Annotated in this window: 12 protein-coding genes; 4 read left to right on the forward strand and 8 right to left on the reverse strand. The window is 39.8% G+C overall.

The window, feature by feature from the left end; genetic code table 11:
• Window positions 1–94: 94 nt before the first annotated feature.
• The 3 genes from QOL76_RS11005 to QOL76_RS11015 all read right to left on the reverse strand — a co-directional run bounded on the left by QOL76_RS11005 (window position 95) and on the right by QOL76_RS11015 (window position 7,750).
• Entirely contained in the window at window positions 95–1,687 is a 1,593-nt protein-coding gene (locus QOL76_RS11005; protein WP_283413010.1) for a SusD/RagB family nutrient-binding outer membrane lipoprotein, read from the reverse strand.
• Window positions 1,688–1,717: 30 nt separating this feature from the next.
• Window positions 1,718–5,029: a SusC/RagA family TonB-linked outer membrane protein gene (locus QOL76_RS11010; RefSeq protein WP_283413011.1), complete on the reverse strand. Its 3,312-nt coding sequence runs from the start codon at window positions 5,027–5,029 to the stop codon at window positions 1,718–1,720.
• A 558-nt stretch (window positions 5,030–5,587) separates the two neighbouring features.
• Window positions 5,588–7,750 (reverse strand): glutamine synthetase III family protein, encoded by a 2,163-nt coding sequence (locus QOL76_RS11015; protein WP_283413012.1) that lies wholly within the window; start codon window positions 7,748–7,750, stop codon window positions 5,588–5,590.
• Window positions 7,751–7,982: 232 nt separating this feature from the next.
• Here QOL76_RS11015 and mtaB point away from each other — a divergent pair, with 232 nt between their 5' ends.
• From mtaB to QOL76_RS11035, 4 genes are all read left to right on the forward strand, one after another.
• On the forward strand, window positions 7,983–9,302 hold the full coding sequence (gene mtaB / locus QOL76_RS11020; protein ID WP_283413013.1) for a tRNA (N(6)-L-threonylcarbamoyladenosine(37)-C(2))-methylthiotransferase MtaB: 1,320 nt from the start codon (window positions 7,983–7,985) through the stop codon (window positions 9,300–9,302).
• A 37-nt stretch (window positions 9,303–9,339) separates the two neighbouring features.
• Entirely contained in the window at window positions 9,340–9,693 is a 354-nt protein-coding gene (locus QOL76_RS11025; RefSeq protein ID WP_283413014.1) for a DUF805 domain-containing protein, read from the forward strand.
• 164 nt (window positions 9,694–9,857) lie between these two features.
• Window positions 9,858–11,876, forward strand: a complete 2,019-nt coding sequence (locus QOL76_RS11030; protein WP_283413015.1) for an alpha amylase C-terminal domain-containing protein — start codon at window positions 9,858–9,860, stop codon at window positions 11,874–11,876.
• Between the two features lie 17 nt (window positions 11,877–11,893).
• Entirely contained in the window at window positions 11,894–12,514 is a 621-nt protein-coding gene (locus tag QOL76_RS11035) for a YdeI/OmpD-associated family protein (RefSeq protein WP_283413016.1), read from the forward strand.
• A 53-nt stretch (window positions 12,515–12,567) separates the two neighbouring features.
• On the opposite strand, the gene QOL76_RS11040 is transcribed toward QOL76_RS11035, so the two are convergent.
• From QOL76_RS11040 to QOL76_RS11060, 5 genes are all read right to left on the reverse strand, one after another.
• Complete coding sequence (locus QOL76_RS11040; RefSeq protein WP_283413017.1) at window positions 12,568–14,259, reverse strand: GMC oxidoreductase; 1,692 nt, start codon at window positions 14,257–14,259, stop codon at window positions 12,568–12,570.
• Window positions 14,260–14,501: 242 nt separating this feature from the next.
• Entirely contained in the window at window positions 14,502–14,786 is a 285-nt protein-coding gene (locus tag QOL76_RS11045; RefSeq protein ID WP_283413018.1) for a hypothetical protein, read from the reverse strand.
• Window positions 14,787–14,984: 198 nt separating this feature from the next.
• Window positions 14,985–16,292, reverse strand: a complete 1,308-nt coding sequence (locus QOL76_RS11050) for a peptidoglycan DD-metalloendopeptidase family protein (protein ID WP_283413019.1) — start codon at window positions 16,290–16,292, stop codon at window positions 14,985–14,987.
• The gene (locus tag QOL76_RS11055) at window positions 16,289–16,789 is read right to left on the reverse strand and encodes a DUF6789 family protein (protein ID WP_283413020.1); all 501 of its coding nucleotides are present in this window, start codon (window positions 16,787–16,789) and stop codon (window positions 16,289–16,291) included. Before QOL76_RS11055 ends, QOL76_RS11050 begins: the two co-directional genes overlap by 4 nt.
• 381 nt (window positions 16,790–17,170) lie before the next feature.
• Window positions 17,171–17,572 (reverse strand): hypothetical protein, encoded by a 402-nt coding sequence (locus QOL76_RS11060; RefSeq protein WP_283413021.1) that lies wholly within the window; start codon window positions 17,570–17,572, stop codon window positions 17,171–17,173.
• Window positions 17,573–17,772: the final 200 nt, after the last annotated feature.

The raw sequence follows: 17,772 nt of genomic DNA on the forward strand, positions 1-17,772 counted from the left end.
CTAATATTTAACAAACTATGATTCTAACAATTACAAAAAAAGGCCTCTCAAAAACTATGAGAGGCCTTTCGCTAGTTAGAAACCCAAACTATTACTAGTTCATATCCCAGAAAATTGTATTGGTCAACTTATCTTCTGGCTGTACCACTGAGTAGTTTTCCATGTTATAAGACTGTTCAGATCCTGGATACATCCATCTTGAAGGCGGGAGGTTCTGCTGATTAGAGTTATCTACCCAGAAATCAAAATCTATTTTCCCTAGTCTTCTAATTTCAGTCCAACTTTCATTTGACTGTACTACATTGAAATGCAACCACTTTTGCTCTGCAATCAAAGTTAGCTTTTCGTCCATTCCTGAAGCTGCATCCCAAGATATCTCATCCATTGCTAAATACTCAGCAATAGACTCAGTCGTTGGCACGACAGGATTAGGTGATTCAGCGTTATTTGAAATACTTCTCATATTCTGATAAAACCCAATAGACTGCTTGACAGATTCCTCATAATGAGATTTTGCCATTGCGTCTTGCCCTTCTTTCAAGTAATATTCAGCTGCTAGAAGGTGAACCTCAGCTGCAGTCATGATCACTCCAGGGAAAAACTGATTTCTACTCAATGTAGAGCGATTGTAAATACTCAAAGTCTGAGTCAATACAAGCTCATTTTGTGCAGTTGGATTCATCAAAGGATCCAAACCCAAATAGTCTTCAACTACCGTATTTGGATTAGGGTTCTTTTCAAAGACATAAGTTAATCTTGGATCCTTATTGTCAACCATATGATCCAAAATACGCTTTCCAGCTATATTTCCATCCCAATCTTCCAAACCACTCTGAAACTGGTTAGCCCCCATTAATGTACCTAATGAGTAAATCTGAAAAAGAATATTACTATCATTCGTGTCTACAATAGGATATGCTCCTGGATTTGATAAGATTGAAGCGATTTCGGATTTTGCTCTTGATCCGAATTCACTAGTTCCTGAAACCCTAGTCAGCATTCTCAATCGAAGAGAATTAATATACCTCAACCACTTATTGATATCTCCACGATTTACCAAGTCTTGTGTCTTGAAATCCACAGCTGTCGCGGCATTAATTTCAAGACTTCCCATTTCATCTGCAAAGTCAGCCAAATCGTCTAGCATCGTAGTATAGATACTTTCAGCTGAATCATAGGCTGGATAGGATTCTTGATAGGCCCCACCATTGATACTAAGCATACCTGCTTCACTCCATGGAATATCTCCATACAGATCCACAATTTGCTGTGTACGATCATAGAAATATGTTGCTGCTGCAATCATAAACACACGATTGTCAACTTTAGCTTGATCAGAAAGCCCATCATATACCTTCTGGATTTCGCGATACTGCTGCATAAAGCCATAGTAAACATCCCATCGCTCTCCAACAGCGGCCGAACCTGGCACATATTGGTTTTCTTCATTTACCCAACCTGCTGCCTGCGTGTATCTATTCGCTGTTATTCTTCGAATGACAAAATAATCCCTATAACCAGGTAGGACATAGAGGCGATTTGACATCATCATCCCGGTAAACTGCTTCCCAACCGTAGTCTCAGAGAGCTTTGATGGATCAGTATAATTCTCTTCAAAATCTGACGTGGTACAGCTCACTGAGAGACCTATCAGCACTATATAAATAATTAGTCTATTAATATTCATGTCAATTATATTTTAGTCTTAAACCAACTATTAGAATCTTGCTCTTAACATAACACCCCAAGTTCTAGTAGCTGGGTTGGTGCCTGCACTAGTCAATGTCTGGGTCCATCTAGATCCTCCAGTCAACACCTCTGGATCAAGATCCTTGATGTTTCTATATAAGAAAAACAAATTTCTACCATACACAGATATGTTCACATTAGACGCTCCAATTTTAGAAGTAATTTGATTTGGAATAGTATATGCAATTGACAACTCTCTCATTTTGATATAGTCGTTGTCTTGGATATATAATTCGTATCTAGACTGGCTATACTGAGGCCCACCCCAGTTATAGGTGTTCCAGTAATAATAAGCTTGAGAAATCACATTTGAGTTAGTAGAACCATCTGCGACTACTCCGTCCATTAACATACCATCATGATAAACTGTCTCACCATTTGGACCTTGAGCTGTAGAATGTGGCACTTGAATACCTTGACCGTTAGCGTTCTGATAATAAGCCAATCCTCCACTTGCTTCATCCATAAAGTTTAAAGTCTCTTCAGTCAAGCCTCGGCTTTTCATCCAGTTGATACCAGTTGGCATTACACTACCACCGATCTGAAAATCCATCGCTGCATATAAAGAGAAGTTCTTATAGTTCAATTCATTGATAATACCACCTACTGCATCAGGCATTGCGTTACCCACTTGCTCCCAGTTATTCGCATCGATCTTGTATAATCCATTTGGCTGAACGATCTTGTTGCCGTTAGCATCTCTTTCTATAGGGTGAGCATAAAAATCACCCATAGGTCTGCCTACAACTGACCTAAGTTGAGCAGCGTTGCCGTCGTAATCAGCATGAAGTAACTCAGTTGCGCCATTAGCTAATTTTTCAACTTTGTTAACATTCTTAGCATAGTTAATAGTCATATTCCAGCCGAATGTAGGCGTACTGATGATTGCACCATTTAACTGGATTTCTAAACCAGTATTTCTAAGTGTTCCGATATTGGTAAGTACGGATGAAGCTCCTGAAGATGTCGGCAGGGTCAATGGTAAGATCTGGTCGCGGATCTGTGCATTGTAGTAAGAAATGTCTATTCCAAATCTATTATTGTAAAATCGAGTATCCAATCCAAATTCAAATTCATGTTTTTGCTCTGGCTTGATTCCGTCATTTCCAAACGAACTTGGCAATGTGGTATAAAGTACATTATTACCGCCTGGTTGCTGTACACCTAGAGAATTTTGGTTGTATGCAATATTAGCTCTGTAAATATCTGGGTAGTTACCCACAATTCCCCATGAACCTCTCAACTTAGAGAACGTAATGAACTGTGGAAGTTGGAAAGCATCAGAAATCGCAAACGCGGTATTCACAGATGGGTAAACAAAAGCATTATTATTAGGATTCATGGTAGAAATTCTATCTCTACGGATTGTTCCCTCTACAAACCAGATGTTTTTGTAGTCAAAATTCACTGTACCCAATAGCGCATCAATTGTTCTATATTCACGACTTGAACTGTTGTTAGGAAGGTTAGCAGATGCTACCACGTCAAACAGGTTTTCTGTACTCAAGCCCCCATTTGTACTTCTTCCAATTCTAGTTATACTTTCTTGTCTCGCAGTATAACCTGCCATTGCTCCTATTGTAATATCATCAGTGATTGCTTTTTTATAATTTAGCATCAAGTCTCCATAGAGAATATTAAAGGTTTCAGACTGCATCCCAAATGAGCCGGAAGGCCCGAAAGCTAAAGGCCGCTCAGTAGAGTTTTCAGTTTCTGAATATCGATCTGTGAAGTCAGTAGATATACGTGCTCTCAAGCTCAAACCTTCCATAATCGTGAATGTATTAGTCAAACTACCAATTACACGATTGCTTTTCTCTGAAGCTCTATTTTCATTAACCCTCCACGCATAATCTGCAATATCTCCTCTAAATCCATTTCCTGTAATATTTTCATCTGGAGTTAAACTCTGACCAGTTCCGGTAACAAATTTATATCCTCTGCTAGTCTTATATTTATCCAAATACCAGGCTCCATTATCAAAACGGGTCATCATTCCACCGAAGTTGTTGATCATCCGGTCAACAGAATAAGGACGGTTTGCTGTATTCTGATTGATGTAATTAACCATCAAATCTGTTTTCAATCGCTTACTTACTTGATAGCTTGAATTTAGATTTAGGATATTTTTACTGTTTTTCGAATTCAAACTCAAGGCCTCATTATCCTGACGTGATAAAGACAAACGGAAGTTTGATTTATCAGTAGCATTGGAAATAGAAACGTTCACTTGTGAGCTTATAGGGCTATTAAATAAAGCAGCATAACTATCTTCCTGAGCTACATAGGGTCTTGAGATTCCATCCCAAGCAAGCATTGGCTGACCATCAAATACAGGCCCGAAATTCGTTGTTGTATTTGGCACAGTACGAATTCCTTCGTCTGTATAGTTAAAGCCGTCTTCAGCTTGTCCCAAATTTTGTACGTGAGAAGGCATACCTGGGCCTCTTACATTTTGGTATCTTGGTAAATAGGCAATATTATCAACCGAAAAATTGGTATTGAAATCCACTTGCATGCCTTTTGGACCTGCTTTTCCTTTTTTGGTGGTGATCAAAACAACACCATTTACAGCTTCAGAACCATAAAGTGCTGCTGCTGAAGCTCCTTTCAATATTGAAATATTATCAATATCAGCAGGGTTGATATCTAGTAAACCATTACCTCTCAATCGCTGATCTGCCCAATAGTTAGTATTTGACACCTCTTCATTTCGGATAGGAACACCATCCAAAACGATTAGAGGCTGGCTTTTACCAGTAATTGAGTTAATACCACGAATCTGAATATTAACAGCTGAAGTAGCTCCACCTGCACCTGTCTGGATTTTCACCCCTGCTGCTTTACCGTACAATGCAGAAGCAACATTTGGAGTACCAGTTTTTACTAATTCATCGGCCTTAACTGTACTAGTTGCATAACCCAAGGCTTTCTGCTCTTTATCCATACCGAAAGCAGTCACAACAAATTCAGAAAGTTCGCTAGCATCTTCTCTAAGGTTGATATTAACCTCCGTTTGGTTTCCTACAGTTATTTCTTGTGTAGCGTAACCAATAAATGAGAATATCACCACTGAGTTTGATCCTACCGTAATAGAATATTCACCATCTATATTCGTAGTGGTTCCGGTTTGGTTAGTCTTGTCTAAGACCGTAACACCAGGCATTGGGAGTCCGTCAGCAGTGACAACTCCTTTAAGGATTCGCTGCTGGGCATATGATGTAGCCGTGAGGCCGAGCATCAAGACCAGAGCGAAAGCAATTGATAAAACTTTTTTCATAGCTGGTAATTTGAGGTTAACAATAAAAATTTAAGGTCATTCACCATCTCCCGGTTTTGGGGATGGAGTAACGGTACAGGTTGTTCCATACTAATTTGATTTGGGGTTTATGAGGGTTTTTATTAGTGCTTACATCCTAACTATAGCTCTATGTACCACTGTTCAAGATGTTTAGCATCTCATAAATCTAGAAAAAAGATATATGTTTCAAAACTTCTTTGTAATTTTTTTTTCAATAAAATCAATCAATTAATATATTTTTTTTGTTAAGTAACCTTTATGGAAAAGCATTTTTATTAATTACAAGGTAATACAGATTAGTTTTTTGATATGTCAAGGAATACAAAAATTAATTTTCTCTAACCACAATACATATGTTCTTTTTTTTAACAATCCCTCCATGTAGAATCAAACTAATACATCAAACCATGTATTTAACTTATTAATTGTTACAAAATTTTGTTTGTGAATCTATGAATTGACTGAACTCTCAAATAATACAGACCAAAAAAAAGCCGTCCCTTTCGGAACGGCTTTGATTAGTAGTTAAAGAAAAACCTATCTAAGAAAAAGCATTTCTCTGTACTTCACTAATGGCCATGACTCATCATCTACCAAAAGCTCAAGTTTATCAACCGCATATCGGATTTTGTCAAAGTAGGCTTCTTTGACATCAACCTGATATCCTTTGGCCATTTTTACAATATCAGTCTCCTTGTTCAGCTTCTTACGTGCTTCTACCATCGCTGTTATATTTGACTTCAAAGACTCTATATGCTTGGAAACCTCTTTGATCGTTTCTACTGCAGCTGTGTTATCCAAACCTAGTCCTTTAAGACCATTTGCGTTTTGGATGATTTTATTTTGGTAAAGAATTGCTGTAGGGATGATATGGTTCAATGCAAGATCCCCCATCACACGGCCTTCGATCTGAATCTTTTTCATGAAGCTTTCCAACATGATTTCGTGACGTGCATGAACCTCGATTCCGTTCATTACATTATGTCTTTCGAAAAGCTCCTTGGTGGCTTTAGTAGAATAAACATCTAAAGCTAATGGCGTAGACTTCAAGTTAGACAATCCTCTTTTCTTAGCTTCAGCTGCCCACTCATCAGAGTAGCCATCACCTTCGAATCTTACTTTCTTGCTATCCTTGATGTATTTTCTCAATACGTTAACGATCGCAATTTTCTTCTCCTTACCTGCGCTCATCTCTTTCTCGATGTCTTTTGCCATTTCTGCCAATACATCTGCGACGATCACATTAAGTACTGTCATCGGACCAGCCACATTTGCCTGAGAACCTACAGCACGGAATTCGAATTTGTTACCTGTGAAAGCAAAAGGAGAAGTTCTGTTTCTATCAGTATTGTCAAGGATGATTTCAGGAATCTTAGAAATACCCAATTTCATATACATGTTGTCGCCCTTCTCGATTTTGATGTTCCCATTTTTCTCGAGCTCATCCAACACTTCTGTAAGAGTAGCACCTAGGAAAACAGAGATAATGGCTGGAGGAGCTTCGTTAGCACCAAGACGGTGGTCATTACCTGCAGAAGCGATACTCGCTCTCAATAGATCAGAGTGATCGTAAACCGCTTTGATTGTAGCTACTAAGAAAGTCAAGAACTGAAGATTTTCTCTAGCAGAATTACTCGGTTGGAAAAGGTTAACTCCAGTATCAGTAATCAAAGACCAGTTGTTGTGTTTACCACTACCGTTTACACCTGCAAATGGCTTCTCATGAAGAAGAACTTTCAAATCATGTCTCTCAGCTACTTTCTCCATCACATCCATCAACAATTGATTGTGATCGGTCGCTTTATTGATTTCTTCAAACAAAGGAGCAACTTCGAATTGACCTGGAGCAACTTCGTTATGACGAGTCATCACTGGAATACCCAGTTTCAGAGCTTCATTTTCGAAATCGACCATGAAGTCCTTTACTCTTGTTGGAATAGATCCAAAATAGTGATCGTCTAATTGCTGACCTCTAGCTGGGCTATGTCCGTACACAGTTCTTCCGCCCATTACCAAATCCGGTCTTGCTGCAAAAAGAGCTTTATCTATCACAAAATATTCTTGCTCAACACCTAGAGAAGGCTGTACTTTTCTCACGTTTCTGTCAAACAATTGGCAGATAGCTACTGCTGCATCATTGATTGCCTCAATAGACTTCAATAGAGGCGTTTTGTAATCCAGTGCTTCCCCTGTGTAAGACACAAAGATTGTTGGAATACAAAGCGTATTTTCGAAGATGAAAATCGGAGAAGTAGGATCCCAGGCTGTATATCCTCGAGCTTCAAAAGTTGAGCGAATACCTCCATTCGGGAAAGAAGATGCATCTGGCTCCTGCTGAACTAGGGCAGATCCTTTAAATTTCTCAAGACCTCCTAAGGCATCGAAAAAGGAATCATGCTTCTCTGCGGTGGAACCAGTAAGTGGCTGAAACCAGTGTGTATAATGTGTAACACCTTTGGACAAGGCCCAAGTTTTTACTGCTGATGCTACTTCTTCTGCAGTAGCAGCATCAATCTTGGTTCCTTTGTCGATTGCTTCCATTACTCTCTTGTAAGCTGAAGGTGCCAAAGACACTTTCATTTGAGCAGTTCCAAAGGTATTGGTACCAAAAAAGTCTGAGATTTTAGAGGATGGTGCTTTTACAGCTACGCGCTGTCTAGTCTGCACCATTGCTAAGGCTTGTTGTCTGAGTGTTGCCATTTCTACAATATGTGGTTTAAAATTATACACACAAAAATAGAAAAATATGTATATGAAATCTCTTCTGACTGATTTTTGACCTCATTTTTCGAAAAAATTACACTTTTTTCAATAAATCGTGACTAAAAGACACCATTTTCGGTAAAAACCTGTGAATTATCTCTAAAAATTGGAGAATTGAAAACAAGCGAAGATTAATTACCTTTGCAATCTCATTGTCAGAAGCGTAATTGTGAAAAAAGTAGCCTTTTATACACTAGGATGTAAGCTAAATTTCTCCGAAACCTCCACTATCAGTCGCCAATTTGAAGAAAAGGGCTACTTAAAAGTGGATTTTCAGGAAAATCCCGATATTTTCATCATCAACACCTGCTCGGTTACCGAGAATGCTGATAAGAAGTGTAAGAAGATTGTGAAGGAGGCTAAAAAGATTTCTCCAAATTCATACGTGACCATTATTGGGTGCTACGCTCAATTAAAGCCAAAAGAAATATCCGAAATCGAAGGAGTAGATGCAGTTCTTGGAGCAGCTGAGAAATTCCGTTTGATCGAACTTTTGGATGATTTTGCTGCAGTACAGGAAACGAAAGTCCTTGCTTCAGAAATCCAAGAAGCCACCGTCTTTAATAATGCATACTCTATTAATGACCGCACTAGAACATTCCTGAAAGTTCAAGATGGCTGCAACTACGGATGCGCATTCTGTACTATCCCACTTGCCCGAGGCAAAAGCCGCAGCAATACCATTGAAAGTGTGCTCCAATCGGCTCGAGAAATCGCTGCAACCGGTGTGAACGAAATAGTACTAACTGGAGTGAATATAGGTGACTTCGGAATCGTAGATGGAAAAAGAAACGAGCGCTTCGCAGACCTAGTCTATGCACTCGATGAGGTAGAAGGCATCAATAGATTGAGGATTTCATCCATCGAGCCAAACTTGCTCACCAACGAAATCATCAGCTTTGCAGCACAATCCAAACGCTTTGTCCCACATTTTCATGTCCCTCTTCAATCTGGCTCTAATACTATCTTAAGAAAAATGGGCAGGAGGTACCTACGGGAGTTGTATGTAGATCGAGTTACCAAAATTAAAACACTCATGCCACACGCCTGTATTGGCGTTGATGTAATCGTCGGGTTTCCTGGCGAGACTGACGAGCTTTTCCTCGAGACTTACAATTTCCTGAACGAGCTGGATATTTCTTACCTACACGTTTTCACCTATTCTGAGCGAGCCAATACAAGAGCAGCTGAGATGGATCAGGTGGTGCCCATGAAAAAGAGAAATGAGCGCTCCAAAATGCTGCGAATTCTTTCGGAAAAAAAGAGAAGAAAATTTTACACAGAGAATCTTGGCAAAACATTCACGGTACTTTTCGAAGAAGATATTGAGGATGGTAAAATTCACGGCTTCACAGAAAACTACATTCGCGTAGCTGCTAAATACGACCCGATGTTGATCAATGAGCTAAAACTCGTGACACTAGATCAAATAAATGACAAAGGAAACGTTGAGGTTTTAGAACCGGAAATGGTCTACGAAAAACACTAAAGGCCAAACATCTTTATCTGTAGGCTGTTGTTTAAATATGGACACTATATTTAAACCTGACGGAAGAATCACCAGAAGAAGGTATCTGGTGCTATTTATAATTTTTTATTTCATCAATATTCTTTGCTTGATGATGATTTGGGATAGTTTCCAATCACAGTCATGGACCATATTCTATGGAGCAGGGGTAGCACTTATTGCATCTATTTCAGTTTTGTTGGTTCAAGCAATCAAAAGACTCCATGACATAGGTTATGATTGGAAATATGTCTTTTACCTTTTAATTCCACCTCCGATCAATTTCATTGGCTTCATATGGCTGGCAGCCAAAAAGGGGCAAGACGGTGCTAATGAATATGGACCTGACCCTAGAAAGACTGATATTGTATAAAACCATAGTAATTACTTGACTTAGTAAATGATCAAAGCGGTACAGAAAGTAAGATTTCTATACCGCTTTAGTTTTTTTAGACAAAAGATTCGAATGGGAATCTAAAAACTGATGCGTATATACTCCCACATTTTTCTAAATTCAGATCAGCAAAAAAAATAGAAGTGAAAGACTCAAATAAAATCGCGCTAGTTAGAGAGGAACCTTGGCTTGCTCAATACGAACCACAAATACAAAGGCGATTTGATCGATACCAAGAAGCAATTCGTGAAATCAACGATTTCAGTGGAAATATCCTCGAATATGCCTCTGTCCATAAATTTTACGGAATACATTTCGAAGCCTGGAGAAAAGGCTGGGTCTACCGTGAATGGGCACCTGCAGCCAAACAACTCTACTTTTTCGGCGATTTTAACAACTGGGATAGAGGCTCTCATCCCATGAAAAAAAGCGGTCGTGGTGATTGGGAGATTTTCTTGCCTTTTGAGCAATACAAGGATCGCTTTATACATGGCAGCAAAGTAAAAGTTCATGTGGTAGCCGAAAATGGCGCTTTGGACAGAATACCCGCTTATATAAGGAGAGTAACCCAAGATGAAACCACACATGATGTAGCAGGTCAGCTTTGGTTTGCTGAGAATTTTAAGTGGACTGATGATTCTTTTAGCACAGAGAAAAGCCTGAAGCAACCCTTAATATATGAGTGTCATGTAGGAATGGCTCAGGAGAAAATGGGAGTTGGAACTTACCAAGAATTTGAAGATTTTACACTTCCACGTATCAAAGCCGCAGGATATAATACCATCCAGATGATGGCTATAATGGAGCACCCTTATTATGGATCCTTCGGCTATCATGTTTCTAATTTCTTTGCCCCTACCTCCCGATTTGGCACGCCTGAGGAATTAAAATCCCTAGTCAACAAAGCGCATGAAATGGGAATTGCGGTGGTGATGGATATCGTTCATTCTCATGCGATCAAAAATGTAAATGAAGGCCTGAATGAATTTGATGGCAGCGATCATCAATATTTCCATCCTGGCGAAAAAGGCTACCATGCGGCCTGGGACTCTAAAGTCTTCGATTATTCCAAGCGTGAAGTGCAACAGTTCCTACTTTCAAATATCCGCTACTGGCTGGAAGAGTTTCATTTTGATGGATTCCGCTTCGATGGTGTGACTTCGATTATGTATCATCATCATGGATTGTTCATGGACTTTGATTCAGTTGACCTGTATTTTGACCAAAATGTGGACGAGGATGCGATTTTGTACTTACAGCTGGCAAATACCCTGATTCACAAGTTGAAACCTGAAAACATCTCCATCGCAGAAGATATGAGCGGAATGCCAGGCCTTGCCCGCCCCATTGAAAACGGAGGAATTGGATTCGACTTCCGAATGGCGATGGGAGTTCCAGACTTTTGGATCAAAACCCTAAAACATAAGCAGGACGAGGAATGGGACATGTTTGAGCTTTGGCACCAGCTCACCAACCGGCCAGCGGCAGAGCGCTCAATAGGCTACGCCGAAAGTCATGATCAGGCTTTAGTCGGCGATCAAACTCTTGCTTTTCGGCTAATGAAAGAAGATATGTATTTTTCCATGTCAAAACTGCAGCAAAACCTCTTAGTAGATCGTGGAGTGGCACTGCACAAATTAATTAGACTGATCACACTTACACTGGGGGGAGAAGGTTATTTAAATTTTATTGGAAATGAATTTGGGCACCCCGACTGGGTGGATTTCCCAAGAGAGGGAAATAACTGGAGTCATCAGCATGCTAGGCGTCAATGGTCTCTCGTTGATGACCCACTACTTCGCTATGGACAATTAGACGCATGGGATAAAGCCATTATCAAGCTGGCAACTGATTATTCGCTACTTTCCTCAGCACCTGCTGTTCAACTCTTTCTTGACCCTGACAAAAAGATCTTGGCCTACGAAAGAGCTGGGTTGATTTTCGTGTTTTCCTTCCACCCTACTGAGTCATTTTTCGGACTGCCAATTCATGTTAAAGTCCCCGGAGAATACCAGATCCTATTGAACTCCGATGAAAAAGAATTTAGCGGTTTTGAGCGTTTGGATCTTAAAACGCACTATCCTACCGATGAACACAAAAGCATCAAACTTTATGTTCCAAATAGAACAGTGATTGTATTGGAAAAAAAAAGTGACCGATAAACTGCGTAAAAGATTAAATGAATCATTCCGTTGATGCGTATTTCACAGAAGGCTGCGGCCGATGTCCTCTAGGTGGCACCCCTGATTGCAAAGTTCATTACTGGACGGAAGAGTTAAAGCTTCTGAGAAAAATCATCCTTGACTGTGGACTTGAGGAACAGTCCAAATGGGGTGTTCCCACTTACACCTACCGAAAAAGTAATGTCCTCATTTTAGCAGCATTTAAAGAATACTGTTCGGTAAGCTTTTTTAAGGGAGCTCTTTTAAGCGATACAGACAAAATCCTAAGCAAGCCAGGTGAAAACACGCAAGCAGCACGGCTGATCAAGTACACAAGCATTGACGAAGTATCTAATTTAAAAAACAGGCTGAAAGCCTACATTTTTGAAGCTATTGAAGTAGAGAAAGCTGGATTAGAAGTCAAATTTGAAAAGAAGCCAGAACCAATCCTTGAAGAACTCCAACGCAAGCTAGACCAAAACCCGGAACTAAAATCAGCCTTTGAAGCATTGACTCCAGGCAGACAAAGGGGCTACATTTTGTTTTTTTCTGCTCCCAAACAGTCAAAAACCCGGGAGTCAAGGATTGAAAAATGTATCCCGAAAATTCTTGAGGGCATGGGCCTGAATGATCGGTAATTCTTGTTCATTCGGATCTGCAATCAATCATCTGGTCCTCAGCCCTTATTTGATCAACCAATATTCCCCTTTTTCATTTCTTTTACTGCATAATCAACCGCTCTGGCAGTTAAAGCCATATAGGTAATAGATGGATTCTGGGTTCCTGTTGAAGTCATGCAAGCACCATCTGTAACGAATACATTTGGAGCCAAATGCATCTGATTAAATCCGTTGAGTAGCGAAGTCTCAGGATCTCTACCCATTCTCACTCCACCCATCTCATGAATATCCAAGCCCGGAGATTGCTTACTGTCACCTTTACGGATATTCACGCAACCTGCTTTGGTGAGCATTTCCTCCCCTTGCTCATGAAAATCGGTTAATATTTTCTCGTCATTCTCATCGTAGCCTACCTTGATTTGCAGCAATGGAATTCCCCATTCGTCCTTCTGATCAGGACTTAAACTGACCTGATTAGACTCTTTGGGAATTGTTTCTCCCTGCATCATCATGTAAACAGACCATGGCCCAGGTTTAGAATTCTCATTCTTAAATACCGCTCCAAATGGAACTTCGGAAGAATGTCCAAATCCCGCCCTTCCTGCCGAATAAAAAGTCATATAACCACGCAAAAAGTCCATTTCTTGCTTTTTCACATTCCTGAAATTGGGCATCATCACAGCCGTTGGCCTTCTGCCAAAATAGTACTTGTCATCAAACCCCTCGTAATTGGCATTGATGGATCCACGATAGTTGTGGAAGGCGATATACTTTCCTAAAATCCCTGAGTCATTTCCAAGACCGTTTGGAAAGCGCTTGGAAGTGCTATTCAGCAAAATCAAGTTGGTATTCAATGCAGAAGCATTTAAAAAAATTACATCCGCAAAATATTCTGAAGATTCCTTTGTGATACGATCTAATATGCGAACTCCTGTTACTTTACCCTTTTCATCATCATAAATCAGGGAATGAACCACAGAATCAGGTCTCACTGTCAGGTTTCCTGTTTTAGCAGCTGTGGGCAAAGTTGAAGAATTCGAACTAAAATAGCCACCAAACGGACACCCTCGGTAGCATTGATTTCTAGCCATACATTGACCTCGGCCTTGGGCAAGGTGGACCTCTTTTGGTTCAGTAAGATGTGCACATCGGCCTATAATAACATCTCGATCAGTATATGACGCCTTAATCCGTTTCTGAATTTCTTTCTCTACACAATTCATTTCCCAAGCTTTCAAAAACTCGCCATCAGGTAGCGTATCCAAACCATCATAGCTTCCGCTTATTCCCACGAACTTTTCGACATAGCTGTACCAAGGAGCAATATCCTCATACCGTATTGGCCAATCAACAGCAAATCCATCTCGGCCCGGCCCCTCGAAATCATATTTACTCCATCGCTGAGTTTGACGGGCCCAAATCAAAGATTTCCCACCAACCTGATAGCCTCGCACCCAGTCAAAAGGTTTTTCCTGCACGTATGGATGCTCCGAATCTTTGACAAAAAAATGCTGCGTATCTTCCTTATAGGCATAGCAACGATTTACTACAGGGTTTTCAAGTTTATCGGCTCTGGGAATTTGATTGCGATGAGGCATTTCCCAAGGTGCAGCGGTCATAGTAGGATAATCTTTCAAATGCTTCACATCCCTACCTCTTTCTAATACTAAGGTTTTCAAGCCTTTCTCACATAGCTCCTTTGCAGCCCAGCCTCCACTAATTCCAGAACCTACTACTAGTGCATCAAATTGATTCGATTTCATGCTTGGAATCTATTGAAATTAGCAGAAACTTTTTACAAAAAATCCATGAAGGTTACAAGAAGGCATAAAAAAAGGGCTATCAACTAGCCCTTGAAGTTTATAAGTGATTTACCTTAAAACCCCTCCCAATAGAATATGGAGGAATAATTTTTTAAAAATTCAATGTGTATATCAGCTTAACTGCACTTAAGCACATTGAATCAATGCTAATAGTTTTCTCTAATCCTAACCTACAAAGATTCTTATTTTTCCTCCTCGTCTGCATTACTATAGAGATTGTTCTCCTCATCCTCGGATCCGATTCTTTCCTGCTCATCATCCAATTCACTACCTGGGACATCCAACCCATCGCCTGTGAAATCGACTTTGCGTTTTCTTTCCAGCAACTGCTCATCGTCTCCGCCATCCTGACTCAAATTAGCATCCTTTGGACCTAAAGCCTGCAGGTCTTCTTTCGTCACCTTGGCTTCTTTAGCAAGTTCTTCGGTAGTTTTCTCGTTGGAATTTTCTGGTCTATTAGTTTTCATGATTTTTATGTTTTTCTATAGTTAGGGCAACATGAATGCCTTTCAGAAGTCTGATCATGTGAAATAAACTTAATTACCCTGCTGCGGTTGATAAGCCTGTTTTATCCATTTCTAAAAAATATCCTTGATAAAATCAGATTCTTGTATATCATGATTTTTGTGCAGAAATGTTCCCAACTTGGGCAGCTAGGTTTATTGTTATTGTAAAAAGGCAGGAAGAAAAAGCACGTTGCCATCCTGATCCAAAATCATATCAAATCCATCCTCAGTCTCTCCAACTTTCCTAAAATCTGCCAAATCCACCAATAAACTGTCGTTGGAAGCTTGTGATGGCAGAGTATGAGCGTAAGAAACCTTTTCTCTTAGAGAGGTAGACTCAATTGGTGATAGCAGATTCTTATATAAAAATCCAAAATTGCCCTCAGCATCCTCCACCTGATACCAGTCTAGAGTCGCAGCACGCACAAATACAGGTGTGTTAGCTTTCATTTGGGAAATTATACTTGACTTGGTACTAGGCTGAGACCTCAAGTTAGCCTGAGATGTATTCACTTTCATCAGTGCAGCCACTTGCTCTTCTTTAAGTTTTGTCGCTTGCTGAAAGTCATTTTTTATCGCCGGAAAGGGATTGATTGCACCATTTTGATAAATACCAAAGTGCAGATGTGGAGCTGTTGTTCTGGCATTGCCGGTATTTCCTACCAAACCCAAGGTATCGCCAGGATTTACCCGCTGAAGGTTACTTACTAATTGACTGTCCAAATGAGCAAAATACAGGTTCCAATTGCGCTCAGGATCCCTTACCCAAACTTGCTTTCCACCCAATCCTCTATCCCTAACTGCAGTAACCACTCCTGATACTGGTGCGAGGACCGGAGTGCCGCGAACTGCAAAAATATCCACGCCTTCATGTGACCTTTTGCCACCATCTCGGACATCGCCCCAGACACTCTGAATAGCTTTACTATTTTTGCCCTGAACAGGAAAGACCGCGTAGGTTGCAATACCGCTGATTTGAATCTGAAAATTACCTGCACCTAATAACTCCGGCTGAATACGGAGCAAATACTGTCCGGTTTTCTGCGCTTCGAATTTCACAGAGTCGCTCTGCGTTGCAAAAGATTCCAGCTCCTTCCAGTCCGGACCCTGCATAATATCCACGATTAACTTGCTACTGTCTAGTGCCTGCCAATGAACAAGAATATTCATCGATGCACCTTGCTCCAGCTGTATTTTCCAAGCTTTTGCCTCTATAGTTTTAGACTTAAAACTGCCTTGTATGGAGATTGGAACTTCCAGCTGCGGAGCTTTTAAAATAGCTTCATTGGCAGAGTGTTTCCACTCGGAACCGATCCTAGTAGCACCAATACCCGAATTTTCAAGTGTATTGAGATAGGTTGTTCTGGCTGAGCTGGACTTAAAAATCCTCAGTGTTTGATTGTTACAAGAGAACAAAAGAGCAATCAGGAAAGCAAAAATGGGCAAGATAAGATTAGCGCTTTTCATTGTGCGATTTTAGCTTCCTCCTGTAGTTGGTACCATAGCTCTGGATTGTCAGTGATCATCTGAAACACATTGACACTTACTAATCCAAAAATGATATGAGCAATTAGTAGAGCAATAAAAAAGTGAATATGAGAGAACGTAGGAGGATGGGAATGCAAAATTATATATCCCTGCCAAACCCCAATAGCAAGTACTCCGCTGATAAATCCTATCAAAACAGAATCCTCAAGATTAATCCGAAAAACTCCCCAGTTCCAAAGAAGAAAATAGGCAAACGAAAATAATACCCCAACTCCAAAATGTGCTATCGTTCCTATTACCCACGCATTTCTGGAGGGAGTGTAATAATTACTTTCCCCTACAAGCATGTTACCTAGGATATGTATCACTTTAGTGAATTGCTTTGTACTAAATGAATACAGATACATACATATAGTCATGGCTATAGTTCCTACTACTCCAGCAAGGATCGTTATAAAGAAATGTTGGATATCCATAATGCTTTAGGTTTAAAAGGAATACAGGTAAAGGTGATAGCAATAGCCTCTAAAAACATTCCAAGAGAGAGTCCATTTGATTACCAAAAGTGCCTAGGCAATTTGAGTTCTATTGATTTAAAGTAAATCTCTTCAGCAAAAGCTGGAAAAGTCGTTTTATTGCTAATCCATAGTCTTTCAAAGGATTCTTCTTCACATTTCAAAAAATCCCTGAATTAGTGATTTTATATAATCTAAAAAATTGTAGCGGTCTATTCCCCGTAAAAATGTCTTAGAGTTTCCTCAGAATGAGGATTAAATTCATTGAAAGAGAAGAGGATGATACAATGCACAAAATTTTATTGTGTATGTATCATCCTCTTTAAAACAGGAGTGGTGGAATTAATCTATTGATTTCCTTTTACCATCTTCGTCAAAAACCAAAATCTGATTTGGTCCCTCTTTCATACGGAATTCAAGTTCGTAGTAAGTAATGCTATTTTCCTCAAATCTTCTTTTGACTAAAATGCTATCCGGATGAATATCACTACTCTTCTCTATCACAGATAGTAATTCCTGAGGTAGGTCAATAGAATCAGTTGATTCAATCACCACTGGAATTGAAGTTCCATCAGTAAGCCTCATGCTTGTATCTGAGCCCGCTTTCATTTTCTCATCTATCACTGTGGACTCATCTACTTCCATCACGCCGTTATCCGTGACGCTTCCATATTCCTTTTCCTCATTACACCCCATAAGAATGGTGGTAAGTGCTAGTGCAAATAATGCTATGTGCTTTTTCATAAAATGATTATTTTAATTGAATAGGTTGATGACAATGGGTACTTCAAAATTTAACCCAAGAGTGAATAATGGTCTTCAGAAGCACTAACAACAGATTTTGTAATGATTTCACGATTAAGAAGTCTTCCAAATTTCCCCGGCCTGAGGAAAATATCACGCAATAATCAACCTTCTACCCTTTATAGATTATACCATAAACT

Source organism: Algoriphagus winogradskyi, from assembly GCF_900182815.1.
GTDB lineage: Bacteria > Bacteroidota > Bacteroidia > Cytophagales > Cyclobacteriaceae > Algoriphagus > Algoriphagus winogradskyi.

Bases quoted from the DNA above. Each gene is read 5' to 3' on its own strand.
- QOL76_RS11015 (WP_283413012.1), bottom strand. From the start codon at position 7,750: ATGGCAACACTCAGACAACAAGCCTTAGCAATGGTGCAGACTAGACAG.
- QOL76_RS11060 (WP_283413021.1), bottom strand. From the start codon at position 17,572: ATGAAAAAGCACATAGCATTATTTGCACTAGCACTTACCACCATTCTT.
- QOL76_RS11010 (WP_283413011.1), bottom strand. From the start codon at position 5,029: ATGAAAAAAGTTTTATCAATTGCTTTCGCTCTGGTCTTGATGCTCGGC.
- QOL76_RS11025 (WP_283413014.1), top strand. From the start codon at position 9,340: ATGGACACTATATTTAAACCTGACGGAAGAATCACCAGAAGAAGGTAT.
- QOL76_RS11055 (WP_283413020.1), bottom strand. From the start codon at position 16,789: ATGGATATCCAACATTTCTTTATAACGATCCTTGCTGGAGTAGTAGGA.
- QOL76_RS11045 (WP_283413018.1), bottom strand. From the start codon at position 14,786: ATGAAAACTAATAGACCAGAAAATTCCAACGAGAAAACTACCGAAGAA.
- QOL76_RS11040 (WP_283413017.1), bottom strand. From the start codon at position 14,259: ATGAAATCGAATCAATTTGATGCACTAGTAGTAGGTTCTGGAATTAGT.
- QOL76_RS11050 (WP_283413019.1), bottom strand. From the start codon at position 16,292: ATGAAAAGCGCTAATCTTATCTTGCCCATTTTTGCTTTCCTGATTGCT.
- QOL76_RS11035 (WP_283413016.1), top strand. From the start codon at position 11,894: ATGAATCATTCCGTTGATGCGTATTTCACAGAAGGCTGCGGCCGATGT.
- QOL76_RS11005 (WP_283413010.1), bottom strand. From the start codon at position 1,687: ATGAATATTAATAGACTAATTATTTATATAGTGCTGATAGGTCTCTCA.